This window comes from Aeromicrobium sp. PFPM2_SD2 (genome assembly GCF_057364525.1).
In genome coordinates this window covers 1-12796 of the sequence record NZ_JBNFNZ010000026.1, presented here as the reverse complement: position 1 = coordinate 12796, position 12796 = coordinate 1, and the positions used below count along the sequence as shown (strand labels likewise).

Annotated in this window: 15 protein-coding genes and 2 pseudogenes; 7 read left to right on the top strand and 10 right to left on the bottom strand. The window is 72.2% G+C overall.

The window, feature by feature from the left end:
• Window positions 1-23: 23 nt before the first annotated feature.
• From AC2W7G_RS03085 to AC2W7G_RS03075, 3 genes and pseudogenes are all read right to left on the bottom strand, one after another.
• Complete coding sequence (locus AC2W7G_RS03085; RefSeq protein WP_485867145.1) at window positions 24-194, bottom strand: hypothetical protein; 171 nt, start codon at window positions 192-194, stop codon at window positions 24-26.
• Window positions 191-994: a zinc-binding dehydrogenase gene (locus tag AC2W7G_RS03080; protein ID WP_485867144.1), complete on the bottom strand. Its 804-nt coding sequence runs from the start codon at window positions 992-994 to the stop codon at window positions 191-193. The genes AC2W7G_RS03085 and AC2W7G_RS03080 overlap by 4 nt, the downstream gene beginning before the upstream one ends.
• Window positions 952-1236, bottom strand: a pseudogene (locus AC2W7G_RS03075) (NADP-dependent oxidoreductase); the annotation flags it as partial. The gene AC2W7G_RS03080 and the pseudogene AC2W7G_RS03075, both read right to left, overlap by 43 nt.
• A 169-nt stretch (window positions 1237-1405) precedes the next feature.
• Here AC2W7G_RS03075 and cimA point away from each other — a divergent pair.
• On the top strand, window positions 1406-2968 hold the full coding sequence (gene cimA, locus AC2W7G_RS03070; RefSeq protein ID WP_485867143.1) for a citramalate synthase: 1563 nt from the start codon (window positions 1406-1408) through the stop codon (window positions 2966-2968).
• 15 nt (window positions 2969-2983) lie between these two features.
• On the opposite strand, the gene AC2W7G_RS03065 is transcribed toward cimA, so the two are convergent.
• A complete protein-coding gene (locus AC2W7G_RS03065) occupies window positions 2984-3415 on the bottom strand; it encodes a GNAT family N-acetyltransferase (protein ID WP_485867142.1) in 432 nt (143 codons plus the stop codon).
• 124 nt (window positions 3416-3539) lie between these two features.
• Between AC2W7G_RS03065 and lpdA the strand changes: the two genes are divergently transcribed.
• A complete protein-coding gene (gene lpdA / locus AC2W7G_RS03060) occupies window positions 3540-4943 on the top strand; it encodes a dihydrolipoyl dehydrogenase (RefSeq protein ID WP_485867141.1) in 1404 nt (467 codons plus the stop codon).
• A 73-nt stretch (window positions 4944-5016) separates the two neighbouring features.
• Here the strand turns inward: lpdA and AC2W7G_RS03055 are convergent, their stop codons facing one another.
• From AC2W7G_RS03055 to AC2W7G_RS03030, 6 genes and pseudogenes are all read right to left on the bottom strand, one after another.
• On the bottom strand, window positions 5017-5898 hold the full coding sequence (locus AC2W7G_RS03055; protein ID WP_485867148.1) for a 3-methyladenine DNA glycosylase: 882 nt from the start codon (window positions 5896-5898) through the stop codon (window positions 5017-5019).
• A 110-nt stretch (window positions 5899-6008) separates the two neighbouring features.
• Window positions 6009-6398: a Fur family transcriptional regulator gene (locus tag AC2W7G_RS03050; RefSeq protein ID WP_485867140.1), complete on the bottom strand. Its 390-nt coding sequence runs from the start codon at window positions 6396-6398 to the stop codon at window positions 6009-6011.
• The gene (locus AC2W7G_RS03045) at window positions 6391-7233 is read right to left on the bottom strand and encodes a metal ABC transporter permease (protein ID WP_485867147.1); all 843 of its coding nucleotides are present in this window, start codon (window positions 7231-7233) and stop codon (window positions 6391-6393) included. The genes AC2W7G_RS03050 and AC2W7G_RS03045 overlap by 8 nt, the downstream gene beginning before the upstream one ends.
• Window positions 7233-7709, bottom strand: coding sequence for an ATP-binding cassette domain-containing protein (locus AC2W7G_RS03040; protein WP_485867146.1), 477 nt, complete (start codon window positions 7707-7709; stop codon window positions 7233-7235). Before AC2W7G_RS03040 ends, AC2W7G_RS03045 begins: the two co-directional genes overlap by 1 nt.
• A gap of 88 nt (window positions 7710-7797) precedes the next feature.
• Window positions 7798-8007, bottom strand: a pseudogene (locus AC2W7G_RS03035) (ATP-binding cassette domain-containing protein); the annotation flags it as partial.
• Entirely contained in the window at window positions 8004-8978 is a 975-nt protein-coding gene (locus tag AC2W7G_RS03030; protein ID WP_485867139.1) for a metal ABC transporter substrate-binding protein, read from the bottom strand. The pseudogene AC2W7G_RS03035 and the gene AC2W7G_RS03030, both read right to left, overlap by 4 nt.
• A gap of 203 nt (window positions 8979-9181) precedes the next feature.
• Here AC2W7G_RS03030 and AC2W7G_RS03025 point away from each other — a divergent pair, with 203 nt between their 5' ends.
• The 5 genes from AC2W7G_RS03025 to AC2W7G_RS03005 form a co-directional block, all read left to right on the top strand.
• The gene (locus tag AC2W7G_RS03025; RefSeq protein WP_485867138.1) at window positions 9182-10567 is read left to right on the top strand and encodes a glycine--tRNA ligase; all 1386 of its coding nucleotides are present in this window, start codon (window positions 9182-9184) and stop codon (window positions 10565-10567) included.
• A 24-nt stretch (window positions 10568-10591) separates the two neighbouring features.
• Window positions 10592-10966 (top strand): hypothetical protein, encoded by a 375-nt coding sequence (locus AC2W7G_RS03020; RefSeq protein WP_485867137.1) that lies wholly within the window; start codon window positions 10592-10594, stop codon window positions 10964-10966.
• Window positions 10967-10974: 8 nt separating this feature from the next.
• A complete protein-coding gene (locus AC2W7G_RS03015; protein ID WP_485867136.1) occupies window positions 10975-11199 on the top strand; it encodes a hypothetical protein in 225 nt (74 codons plus the stop codon).
• A 43-nt stretch (window positions 11200-11242) separates the two neighbouring features.
• The gene (gene dusB, locus AC2W7G_RS03010) at window positions 11243-12388 is read left to right on the top strand and encodes a tRNA dihydrouridine synthase DusB (protein ID WP_485867135.1); all 1146 of its coding nucleotides are present in this window, start codon (window positions 11243-11245) and stop codon (window positions 12386-12388) included.
• A 12-nt stretch (window positions 12389-12400) separates the two neighbouring features.
• Window positions 12401-12796: hypothetical protein (locus tag AC2W7G_RS03005; protein WP_485867134.1), on the top strand; the 396-nt coding region annotated here is incomplete at its 3' end.

Genomic DNA, 12796 nt, shown 5'->3' with positions numbered 1-12796 from the left:
GTCGGCGGGCGCGTAGGTGCCGCTCACCAGCATCCGCGCCGGCCGGCCCGCACCTGCTCGAGCACGGCCTCGGACGTCCCGCGCAGACGCAGCAGGCCCTCGTCGGGCAGCGGCAGGTCGTCGACGCGGTCGAGCGGCGCGGCGGTGAGGACGACGTACGCCGCCCGCACCCGGTCGGGGACGGGGACCGTCACGCGGTCGGGTCCTGGCCGACGCGGACGAGCTGCTTGCCCAGGTTCCGTCCGCGCAGCATGCCGACGAACGCCTCGGGGGCGCTGGCCAGGCCCTCGGCGACGTCCTCGCCGTAGCGGACGCTGCCGTCGGCCACCCACTGCGTCATGTCGCGGCGGAAGGCGTCCGTGTGGGTCTTGACGAACTCGTCCTGGATGAAGCCGCGCAGGGTGAGGCTGCGGGTCAGGATCGCGTTCATGAGGCCGGGCGCGCGGTCGGGGCCCTCGGGGCGCTCGGTCAGGTTGTACTGCGACACCAGGCCGCACACCGGCACGCGCGCGTAGGTGTTGAGCCGGCGCAGCACCGCGTCCCACACGGCCCCGCCGACGTTCTCGAAGTAGACGTCGATGCCGTCCGGCGTGGCCGCGGCGAGCTGGTCGCGGAAGTCGTCGGCGCGGTGGTCGACGGCCGCGTCGAAGCCGAGCTCGAGCAGGTGCTCGACCTTGGTCCTCCCACCGGCGATGCCGACGGCCCGGGCGCCCTTGACCTTGGCGATCTGGCCGACGGCCGAGCCGACCGGACCGGCGGCGCGGCGACGACGACGGTCTCGCCGGGCTGCGGACGTCCGATCTCGAGCAGGCCGGCGTAGGCGGTGAAGCCGGGCATGCCCAGTACCCCGAGCGCGGTGGAGACCGGCGCCGCGGACGGGTCGAGCCGGCGCGTGTGCCGGGCGGGCACGGCCGCGTACTCGCTCCAGCCGGTGTAGGCCAGGACGACGTCGCCCACCTGGCGCGCGTCGTCGCGCGAGGCGACGACCTCGCACACCGTGCCGCCGACGACGACGTCGCCGACCTCCATCGGAGTGGCGTAGGACTTGGCGTCGCTCATGCGTCCGCGCACGTAGGGGTCGAGCGAGAGGTAGATCGTCCGGAGCAGCACCTCGCCCTCGGCCGGCTCGGGCAGCGGCTGGGTCTGGGTCTCGAAGTCGTCGGCGACCGGCTCGCCGTGCGGCCGACGGGCCAGCACGACGCGGTCGAAGGTCGGGGGCAGGGTGGTGGCATCCATGGTGCGGCCGAGTCTAGACTTGGGCCCATGCAGCAGATCACGCTCATTATCGACGGGCGCGCCGGAGTCTGACCTCGACTCCCGCGCGCAGCCTCCCGCACCTCCGGGGGGCTTTTTTGTTGCACCGACCCGCGTACGGACGCGGGCAGACCACGAACGAGGACCCGCAGTGACCACCGACGACTTCCACGTCTACGACACGACGATGCGCGACGGCGCGCAGCAGGAGGGGCTCAACCTCTCGGTGCAGGACAAGCTGCACATCGCGCGCCACCTCGACGAGCTCGGCGTGGGCTTCATCGAGGGCGGCTGGCCGGGGTCCAACCCCAAGGACACCGAGTTCTTCGCCCTGGCGGCCAAGGAGCTGGACCTGCGGCACGCGACGCTCGCCGCGTTCGGCGCCACGCGCCGGGCCGGCGCGCGGGCAGCGGACGACCCGCTCGTCGCCGCCCTGCGCGACTCGGGCGCGCCGGTCGTGACGCTCGTGGCCAAGAGCCACGACCGCCACGTCACCGAGGCGCTGCGCACGACGCTGGACGAGAACCTGGCGATGATCCGCGACACCGTCGGCCACCTGCGGGCCGAGGGCCAGCGGGTGTTCGTCGACTGCGAGCACTTCTTCGACGGCTACCGGGCGAACCGCGACTACGCGCTCGAGGTCGTCCGCACGATCGGCGGGTCCGGTGCCGACGTGGCCGTCCTGTGCGACACCAACGGCGGCATGCTGCCGCACTGGGTCGGCGAGGTCGTGACCGACGTCCTGGAGGCCACCGGCGTGCGCCTGGGCATCCACGCCCACAACGACACCGGCTGCGCCGTGGCCAACAGCGTCGCCGCCGTCCAGGCCGGCGCCACGCACCTGCAGGGCTGCGTGAACGGCTACGGCGAGCGCACCGGCAACGCCGACCTCGTCGCCTGCGTGGCCAACCTCGAGCTCAAGCTCGGCATGGACGTCGTGCCGGACGGCTCGCTCGCCGAGTCGACCCGCATCGCCCACGCGATCAGCGAGGTCACCAACTACCCGCCCGCCGCGCGCCAGCCCTACACCGGCGTCTCGGCGTTCGCGCACAAGGCCGGCCTGCACGCCAGCGCCATCCGCGTCGACCCCGACCTGTACCAGCACATCGACCCCGCGCTCGTGGGCAACGACATGCGCCTGCTGGTCTCGGAGATGGCCGGCCGCGCCACCATCGAGCTCAAGGGCAAGGAGCTGGGCTACGACCTGGCCGGCGACACCGAGCGCCTGACGCGCGTCACCGAGCGGGTCAAGACGCTCGAGCAGGCCGGCTACACGTTCGAGGCCGCCGACGCGTCGTTCGAGCTGCTGCTGGCCGAGGAGCTGGAGGGTGCGCGGCCGTCCTACTTCGACGTCGAGTCCTGGCGCGTGCTGACCGACCACGGCGGCGCCGAGGCCACGGTCAAGCTCGTGGCCGGCGGCACGCGCGTCGTCGTCGTGGGGGAGGGCAACGGCCCGGTCAACGCCCTCGACCACGCGCTGCGCCAGGCGATCGAGCAGGTCTACCCGCAGGTCGCGCGCTTCCACCTCATCGACTACCGCGTGCGCATCCTGGACTCGGGCCACGGCACCGACGCCATCACCCGCGTGCTCATCGAGACGACCGACGGGCAGGACGCCTGGGTCACCGTGGGCGTCGGCGCGAACATGGTCGAGGCGTCCTGGCAGGCGCTCGTGGACGCCGTGACGTACGGCCTGCGCCAGCACGTCGCCTGACCGGGCCGCCCGGCGCTAGCCGGCCGGGCGGTCCATCGGGACGTGCGGGATGCCGCCGTCGTCGTACTCGTCGCCGCTGACCGCGAACCCGAAGCCGGCGTACCAGCGCTCGAGGTACTTCTGCGCGCCCAGGTGCAGCGGACGGTCGCCCCAGCGCTCGAGCACCGCGCCCAGCAGCGACCCGGACAGGCCCTGCCCGCGGACGTCCTTGCGCGTGCACACGCGGCCGACCGCGACCGGGTCGACGTGCTCCAGGACGCGCAGGTAGCTGGTCAGCCCGGCGTCGTCGGCCAGCCACAGGTGGGTCGTGGTGCTCAGCAGGTCGAGCCCGTCGACGTCCACGTCGTCCACGTGCTGCTCGAAGGCGAACACCGCGTCGCGGAGGCGCCACACCTCGTACACCTGCGCCGCGGTCAGCCGCTCGCCGCGGACGATCTCGATGGCCATGGGCAGACGCTATCGGGCGGACGCCGTGATGAGCCGGCGTGGCCGCCCGGGTAGCGTGGGGGCGCGCGCCACGAGTGCGCACACGGCAGCCGCGCGCGACCGGCGCGCAGAGGAGGAGTGCTTGATGTCCAACCGCTTTGACGTCGTCGTGCTGGGCGCCGGACCCGGTGGTTACGTCGCCGCCATCCGCGCCGCGCAGCTGGGCAAGAGCGTCGCGATCGTCGAGGAGAAGTACTGGGGCGGCGTGTGCCTCAACGTGGGCTGCATCCCCTCCAAGGCGCTGCTGCGCAACGCCGAGCTGGCCAACATCTTCCACCACGACGCGAAGAAGTTCGGCATGTCCGGCGAGGTCAGCTTCGACTTCGGCGCCGCCCACAGCCGCTCGCGCGACGTCGCCAACGGCCGCGTCCAGGGCATCCACTACCTGACCAAGAAGAACAAGATCACCGAGCTCGAGGGCCGCGGCACGTTCACCGGCCCGAACGCGCTCGAGGTGGCCCTGACCAAGGGCGGCACCGAGACGATCGAGTTCGAGAACGTCATCATCGCGACCGGCTCGCGCGTGCGCATGCTGCCCGGCGTCGAGAAGAGCCAGAACGTCGTCACGTACGAGGAGCAGATCCTCGACGCGAACCTGCCCGGCTCGATGGTCATCGTCGGCGCGGGCGCGATCGGCATGGAGTTCGGCTACGTCCTCAACGCCTACGGCGTCGACGTGACGATCATCGAGTTCCTCGACCGCGCGCTGCCCAACGAGGACGCCGAGGTCTCCAAGGAGATCGCCAAGGCGTACAAGAAGCTCGGCATCAAGCTGCTCACCGGCACCGGCGTCAAGACGGTCACCGACAACGGCTCGGACGTCACGGTCACCTACGCGGCCAACAACGGCGGCGAGGAGCAGTCGCTGACGGTCGACCGCGTCATGGTCTCGGTCGGCTTCGCGCCGAACGTCGAGGGCTTCGGCCTGGAGAAGACCGGCGTCCAGCTCACCGACCGCGGCGCCATCGCGATCGACGACCACATGCGCACGAACGTCGAGCACGTCTACGCCATCGGCGACGTCACGTCCAAGCTGCAGCTGGCCCACGTCGCCGAGGCGCAGGGCGTCGTCGCGGCCGAGACGCTGGCCGGCGCCGAGACGATGACGCTGGGCGACTACCGCATGATGCCGCGCGCCACGTTCTGCTCGCCGCAGGTCGCCTCGTTCGGCCTCACCGAGCAGCAGGCCAAGGACGAGGGCTACGACGTCAAGGTCACGAAGTTCCCGTTCACGGCCAACGGCAAGGCCCACGGCCTGGGCGACGCGGTCGGGTTCGTCAAGATCGTCGCCGACGCCAAGCACCTGGAGCTGCTCGGCGCCCACATGATCGGCCCGGACGTCTCCGAGCTGCTGCCCGAGATGACGCTGGCCCAGAAGTGGGACCTCGGCGCGCTCGAGCTGGCCCGCAACGTCCACACGCACCCGACGCTGAGCGAGGCCCTGCAGGAGGGCTTCCACGGCCTCGCGGGACACATGATCAACTTCTGATCCTCGTCACGAGGGCCCCGCGACCGATCGGTCGCGGCCCTCGTGCGTCGTGGGGCCAGGCGCGGGCGTGGAGTCAGGCGCGGGCGAGCAGGACGTCCACCTCGGCGAGCAGACGCTCGCGCAGGACGTTCGCCCGCTCGCTGAAGCCGCGCTGGCGGCGGACGTACTCGGCCTTGCCCTCGGGCGTCTCGACCGGCAGCGGCTCGTACCCGAACGCGGTGAGGTCGTAGGGGGAGGCCTCCATGTCGGTCGTGCGGATCTCGCGGGCCAGCTCGAAGCAGTCGAGCACGACCGTCGCCTCGACGAACGGCAGCAGGCGGTGGGCGACCTTGTACAGGTCCATGTTGGCGTGCAGGCAGCCCGGCTGCTCGTGCTCGAGCTGGTTCTCGCGGGTGAGCTGCACCGGGTTGCGCGGCGCCGCGGCCGGCGTGAAGAAGCGGAACGCGTCGGTGTGCGTGCACGCCAGCTGGTGGGACTCCACGACGTCCGCCGTCCCGTCGGCGCCCAGGCGCAGCGGGTGCGGGTGACGCGGGGCGTCGGTGCGGTAGACCATCGCCCACTCGTGCATCCCGAAGCAGCCGAACCGGGCCGGCCGGGCGGACGTCCGCGACAGCAGCTCACGCGTCCAGGTGAGTCCGCGGACGCGCTTGGCCAGCCGGGCGGGGTCGGCGGTCACGCGTCCGTCGCCGAGGTCCAGGTAGGCGCCCAGCGCGGCGTACTCGGCGGTGGCGGGGCCCTCCAGGACGACGTCGAGACCGGGGTGCCAGCGCGCGAGCTTGGACGGCGCGAGGTCGTAGTAGTCGAACAGGAAGTCCTCGACCGGGTGCTTCTCGCCCCGGTCGCGCCGCTCGAGGTGGGGGAGCGTCCACCGCTCGGCCCGCTCGCGGTGCGCCTGCGCGCGCGGCAGCCACACGTCCTGCGGCAGCACGGTCAGCGTCTCGGGCACGTGCTCCATGGTCCCACGCCCGGCGAGCCCCTCACCCACCCGCTGAGCGTGACGTTCTGTACGCGACACGCCGCGTCGGGCGTGCACAACGTCACGCTCAGCGAGGAGGGGAGTGCCGGTCAGGCGCGGCAGGTGGCGCAGGTGCCGAAGATCTCCAGCGTGTGGGAGACGTCGGCGTACCCGTGCTCGGCCGCCACCGCGTCGGCCCAGCGCTCGACCGTCGGGCCGGCGACCTCGACGGTGCGCCCGCACTGGCGGCACACCAGGTGGTGGTGGTGGTGCGTGCTGCAGCGGCGGAAGCGCGTCTCGCCGTCGTCGGAGCGCAGCGCGTCGAGCTCCTCGGCGTCCACGAGCGCCTGCAGCGTCCGGTAGACCGTCGACAGGCCGACCTTCTCGCCGCGTCCGGTGAGGACGTCGTGGATCTCGCGGGCGCTGGCGAAGCCGTCGAGGTCGTCCAGCACCGTGGTGACGGCGCGACGCTGACGGGTGTTGCGGGGTGCCTCAGGCATCGACCACCTCCGGGGTGCGGCGTCCGCGGGCGAGCAGGACGAGGGTGCGGACGAGAGCGGCCACGACGAAGCTCGCCAGGGCCAGCAGGACGATCGTGGGCCCGGGCTGCGTGTCGGCCTCGTAGCTGACCGCGACGCCCGCGACGGCGGCCACCAGGCCCAGGACCATCGCCGCCAGGTGCGTGGAGCGGAAGCTGCGGGTCAGCTGCTGCGCCGCCGCGACCGGCACGACCATGAGGGCCGAGACCAGCAGGAGCCCGACGGTGCGCATCGCCACCGTGATGGTCACGGCGGCCATGACCGCGATGAGGATGCTGTAGAACCGCACGGGCAGGCCGCTGACCCGGGCGTGGGCCTCGTCCTGGCACACGGCGAACAGCTGCGGGCGCAGCCCGATCGCCACGGCGAGCACGACCACGCCGAGCGCGGCGACGAGCCACAGGTCCGACTCCGAGATCGTGACGATGGAGCCGAACAGGTAGGAGTTCAGGGCGGCGCCGCTCTCGCCGGCGAGGCCGGCCAGCAGCACGCCGCCGGCGATGCCGCCGTAGAACAGCAGCGCCAGCACGACGTCGCCGGGTGTCTTGCTCCAGGCGCGCAGCGCCTCGACGAGGATCGCCCCGAGCACCGCCACGACGACCGCCGTGACGAGCGGCGCGACGCCGGTCAGCAGGCCGAGCGCGACGCCGGTGAGGGCGACGTGCCCCAGGCCGTCGCCGAGCAGCGACAGGCGGCGCTGGACGAGGTAGGTGCCGATGGCCGGCGCGGTCAGGCCGGTGAACAGCGCCGCGACGAGCGCCATGCGCATGAACGGGTAGTCCAGCAGCTCGAGCATCACCACACCCCCTTCGTGGGCACGACGTCGGCCGGGTCGACCGGACGGTGGTGGTCGTGGTGGGCGTGGTCGTGGTGCATGTCCTCGCGGACGCCGCCGCACGCGCCGGTGTAGACGACCTCGCCGTCGCGCAGGACGACCGCCTGGTCGACGTGCGGCTCCACGGGACCGAGGTCGTGAGCCACGAGCAGCACCGCGACGCCGTCGTCGGTCAGCTCGCCGACGAGGTCGGCGATGGCGGCGGTGTGGTGACGGTCGACGCCGGCGGTCGGCTCGTCCATGACCAGCAGGTCCGGGCGCGCGGCCAGGGCACGGGCGATGAGCACGCGCTGGTGCTGGCCGCCGGACAGGTCGGTCACGGGGCGCCGGCGCAGCTGGTCCATCCCCACGAGCTCCAGCGCGTCCAGGACGGCGTCGCGGTCCTCGCGCGACGGACGGGCGGCGAGGCGGCGACGGGCGAGGCGCCCGCTCAGCACGACCTCCGGCGACGGTGGCCGGGACGCCGGGGACGGCGTCGGAGCGCTGCGGCACGTAGCCGAGCCGCGCGTGGTCGCGGAAGCGCGACAGCGGGGTGCCGAACAGCTCGATCGTCCCGGCGGCGGGGGGCAGCAGGCCCACGGCGGTCTTCACGAGCGTGGACTTGCCCGAGCCGTTGGCGCCGAGCAGCGCGACGAGCTCACCGGGGCCGACCGTGAGGTCGACCCCGGTGAGCACCGGACGTCCGTCGCGGCGGACGTCGAGCCCGCGGACGCGCAGGGGTGGAGCGATCGTCATGCGCACCCGTTGGCGGTGGCGATGGCCTGGAGGTTGGCTTCCATGATGGTCAGGTACGTCTCCTGGGAGGTCTCGTCGGACAGTCCCTCGAGCGGGTCGAGGACGGCGGTCCTGGCACCAGTCTGCCGTGCCACCGTCTCGGCCACCGCAGGGCTCACGAGTCGCTCGGTGAAGATGGTCGTGACGCCCTCCTCCTTCACCTCGTCGGAGATGGCGGCGAGCCGGGCGGCGCTGGGCTCGTTGCTGGGGTCGATGCCCGCGATCGAGATCTGCTCCAGGTCGTACTGGTGGGCGAGGTAGGCGAACGCCGCGTGGCTGGTGACGATGGTGCGGCTCTGGCACTTGGCGAGGGTGGTCGTGAACGCCTCGTCGAGGGTGGTCAGCTCGGACGTCACGGTCTCGGCGTTGGCCGCGTACGCGTCGGCGTGGTCGGGGTCGACCTCGGACAGGTGGTCGGCGACCGCGGCGACGACCTTCTCCATGTTGGTCGGGTCGAGCCAGACGTGCGGGTCGGTGTCGCCGTGGTCGTGCGCGTGGTCGTGACCCTCGTGGCCCTCCTCCTCGTGCGCGTGCTCGTCCTCGCCGTGGTCGTGGCCGTGCTCGCTCTCGGCGGCGTCGAGCAGCTCCACCTCCTCGGCGACGTCGAGCGTCGTGCCCTCGTCGCGACCGGCGCGCTCGACCGCGTCGTCGACGGCCGCCTGGAACTGGTGCTGGTAGATCACCAGGTCCGCGTCCTGCACCGAGGCGACCTGCTTGGCGGTGAGCTCGAGGTCGTGCGCGTCGACGCCGGGGGAGGTGAGGCTGGTGACGTCCACGAGGTCGCCGCCGACCTGCTCCGCGGCCCAGGCGTACGGGTAGAACGCCGCCACGACCTCGGGCTTGCCGCCGTCGTCGGACCCGGACCCGGACCCGCCGCAGGCGGTCAGCACGAGGGCGAGGGCGGGGACGGCGAGCAGGGGGGTGCGTCTCATGGGAATCATTCTCACCGGAGTTGAGAACCGTTGTCAAAAACGTCCGGCATGACCCGCGTCACGCGGCCGTGAGCCGCCCGCGCCCGGCCGAGGCCCTCGTGGTGCGCCCGAGTATCGTGAGGCTTCCTCGGGCGCGGGACGTCACGACGTCCCGCCGGGCAGCCGCCCACCCGCCGACACCCAGCCGGAACGGAGCACCACCCATGGCCTCGACCATCGACACCGTCATCTCCCTCGCGAAGCGACGCGGGTTCGTCTACCAGTGCGGCGAGATCTACGGCGGCACCAAGAGCGCCTGGGACTACGGGCCGCTCGGCGTCGAGCTCAAGGACAACATCAAGCGCCAGTGGTGGCGCACGATGGTCCAGAGCCGCGAGGACGTCGTGGGCCTGGACTCCTCCGTCATCCTGCCGACCGCCGTGTGGGAGGCCTCGGGCCACCTCGCCGCGTTCGTCGACCCGCTCGTCGAGTGCCTCAACTGCCACAAGCGCTACCGCCAGGACCACCTGCAGGAGGCGTACGCGGAGAAGAAGGGCATCGACGACCCCGACACCGTCCAGATGGCCGACCTCGTCTGCACCGCGTGCGGCACCAAGGGCGCCTGGACCGAGCCGCGCATGTTCAACGGCCTGCTCAAGACCTACCTCGGCCCGGTCGAGAGCGAGGAGGGGCTGCACTTCCTGCGTCCCGAGACCGCGCAGGGCATCTTCGTGAACTTCGCCCAGGTCATGACGTCCTCGCGCAAGAAGCCGCCGTTCGGCATCGGCCAGATCGGCAAAAGCTTCCGCAACGAGATCACGCCGGGCAACTTCATCTTCCGCACCCGCGAGTTCGAGCAGATGGAGATGGAGTTCTTCGTCGAGCCGGGCACCGACGAAGAGTGGCAGGAGTACTGGATGAAGGCCCGGATGGACTGGTACACCAACCTGGGCATCCAGGCCGACAACCTGCGCTTCTACGAGCACCCGGCCGAGAAGCTGTCGCACTACTCCAAGCGCACGGTCGACATCGAGTACCGCTTCCAGTTCGCCGGCTCGGAGTGGGGCGAGCTCGAGGGCATCGCCAACCGCACCGACTTCGACCTGAGCACGCACAGCAAGCACTCCGGCTCGGACCTGTCGTACTTCGACCAGGAGAAGAACGAGCGCTGGACGCCATACGTCATCGAGCCCGCGGCCGGCGTGAACCGGTCGATGATGGCCTTCCTGGTCGACGCGTACGCCGAGGACGAGGCGCCCAACGCCAAGGGCGGCGTCGACAAGCGCACCGTGCTCAAGCTCGACCCGCGCCTGGCGCCGTACAAGGCGGCCGTGCTGCCGCTGTCGCGCAACGAGAAGCTGACGCCGGCCGCCAAGGACCTCGCCGCCGAGCTGCGCGGCCTGTGGAGCGTCGACTTCGACGACGCCGGTGCGATCGGACGTCGCTACCGCCGTCAGGACGAGGTCGGCACGCCGTTCTGCATCACCGTCGACTTCGACACGCTGGACGACCAGGCGGTCACGATCCGCGAGCGCGACACGATGCAGCAGGAGCGCGTCGCCCTGTCGCAGGTCAGCCAGTGGCTGGGCGCGCGCCTCGTCGGCTGCTGAGCGGCTCTCTTGCATACTGACGCCGTGACCTCGAAGCTGCTGCGCCCGGCCGCGCTCGTGCTCGCCGGCGTCCTCGCGCTGGGCGCCTGCACGGGCGGTGGCGACGACGAGCCCGAGCCGTCCGCGTCCGCCACCTCGGCGGGCGTGCCGCAGGGCTTCGACGTGCCGGACGGCGTCGAGCTCACCGACCCCGGCTCGACGGTGGCGCCGGGCACGTCGGTCAACGTGGTCTGGGAGCGTCCGGACGCCGAGCCGACCGTGCTCGGGGTCAGCGTGGGGGCGGTGCGCAAGGGCTCGGTCAAGGACCTGCGGTTCTTCTCCCTGGACGCGCAGACCCGCACCGCGACGCCGTACTACGTCGACGTCGTCGCGGCGAACCGCGGCCGGCCGCGCTGCTGAACGTCCAGGTGCCGCTCCTGGCCCGCGACTCGGGCAACGTGCTGACCCAGCCCAGCCGCATCGTGGGCCAGATCAAGCCGTGCCGCGCCAACGCGCTGCCGGTCTCGCTCGCGGTGGGGCAGTCGGCCAGGGCGTGCCTGGTCTTCCTCGTGCCCCGCGGCGCGCAGCTGCAGTCGATCGACCTGGTCACCGGCCAGCAGGCCGACGCCGTCCGCTGGCGCCCGGCCGCCTGACACGGCTGACGGCCCGCTGGGCCGACCTGGGATGATGGACGCCATGTCCGTCCCGTCCACGCTGCCCGGTCCGCTGCGCCTCGGCGACCTCGAGGTCGAGGTGCCCGTCGTCCTCGCGCCCATGGCCGGCGTGACGAACGTGGCCTTCCGCCAGCTCTGCGCCGAGCAGGGCGCCGGCCTGTACGTGTGCGAGATGATCACGTCCCGCGGCCTGGTCGAGGGCGACCGCACGAGCCGGGCCATGCTGACCTTCGCCCCGAACGAGACCGTGCGCTCGGTGCAGCTGTACGGCACCGACCCGGTCTACATCGGCAAGGCCGTCGAGCTGCTGTGCGCCGAGCACGGCGTCGACCACGTCGACCTCAACTTCGGCTGCCCCGTCCCCAAGATCACCCGCAAGGGCGGGGGAGCGGCGCTGCCCTGGAAGGACAAGCTGCTCGGGCAGATCCTCACCGCCGCCGTGTCGGCCGCCGAGCCGTACGGCGTCCCGGTGACGATGAAGACGCGCAAGGGCCTGGACGACGACCACCTGACGTTCCTGGACGCCGGCCGCATCGCCCAGGACACCGGCACCGCCGCCATCGCCCTGCACGGACGCACCGCGGTGCAGCACTACTCCGGTCACGCCGACTGGAGCGCCATCGCCGAGCTCAAGGCCGCGGTCGACATCCCGGTGCTGGGAAACGGCGACGTCTGGGAGGCGTCCGACGCGATCCGCATGGTCGAGGAGACCGGCTGCGACGGCGTCGTGGTGGGCCGCGGCTGCCTCGGGCGTCCGTGGCTGTTCCGCGACCTGGCCGCCGCCTTCCGCGGCGAGGACGGCCAGGCGCTGCCCACGCTGGGCGAGGTCACCACCGTCATGCGCCGGCACGCCCAGCTGCTCGGCGAGGTGATGGGCGAGGAGCGCGGCTGCATCGAGTTCCGCAAGCACGTCGCCTGGTACCTCAAGGGCTTCCGGGCCGGCTCGGACGTGCGCACGCGCCTGGGCACGGTCTCGTCGTACGCCGCGCTCGACGCGCTGCTGGCCGAGCTCGACCCGAGCGAGCCGTTCCCGGTCGAGGTGCTGGGCACGCCGCGCGGCCGTCAGGGCTCCCCGCGCAAGGTGGTCGTGCCGGACGGCTGGATGGACAGCCGCGAGGTCTGCGGCGAGATCGAGCTCGAGTCCTCCGACGAGGCCTCGGGTGGCTGACATGCTGTCCTGGTGCACGTCACCACGTACCTGAGCAGCCTGGTCGACCCGGTCCTGCGGGGGACCGTGATGGACGCCGAGGGCCAGGGCGGTGTCCACCCCGACGAGCTGGCGACGACGCGACCGCTCTCGGAGCAGAGCGGCTCGGTCACCTGGTGCATGGACTACCGAGCCTTCCTCGCGGCGTACCCGACCTTCCCGGAGGAGCGGGACCCCGCCTCGATCTCCGACCACGAGTGCCTGGACCTCACCGTCGAGGTCGAGCGCGGAGTGCTGACGTCGCTCGACCTGGGAGGACTGGAGCTGCCGGTCCTCCTGGACCTGCTGGGGCAGGTGGACGCGGCGTCGGCCGCGACCGCGCTCGTCGGCCGACCCGTCGAGGACGCCGGCCGGCGGTCGCGCGGCTGC

Excerpts from the sequence above, each read along its gene's own strand:
- AC2W7G_RS03065 (WP_485867142.1), bottom strand. The coding sequence starts at position 3,415 with ATGGCCATCGAGATCGTCCGCGGCGAGCGGCTGACCGCGGCGCAGGTG.
- lpdA (WP_485867141.1), top strand. The coding sequence starts at position 3,540 with ATGTCCAACCGCTTTGACGTCGTCGTGCTGGGCGCCGGACCCGGTGGT.
- AC2W7G_RS03055 (WP_485867148.1), bottom strand. The coding sequence starts at position 5,898 with ATGGAGCACGTGCCCGAGACGCTGACCGTGCTGCCGCAGGACGTGTGG.
- AC2W7G_RS03050 (WP_485867140.1), bottom strand. The coding sequence starts at position 6,398 with ATGCCTGAGGCACCCCGCAACACCCGTCAGCGTCGCGCCGTCACCACG.
- AC2W7G_RS03045 (WP_485867147.1), bottom strand. The coding sequence starts at position 7,233 with ATGCTCGAGCTGCTGGACTACCCGTTCATGCGCATGGCGCTCGTCGCG.
- AC2W7G_RS03030 (WP_485867139.1), bottom strand. The coding sequence starts at position 8,978 with ATGAGACGCACCCCCCTGCTCGCCGTCCCCGCCCTCGCCCTCGTGCTG.
- AC2W7G_RS03025 (WP_485867138.1), top strand. The coding sequence starts at position 9,182 with ATGGCCTCGACCATCGACACCGTCATCTCCCTCGCGAAGCGACGCGGG.
- dusB (WP_485867135.1), top strand. The coding sequence starts at position 11,243 with ATGTCCGTCCCGTCCACGCTGCCCGGTCCGCTGCGCCTCGGCGACCTC.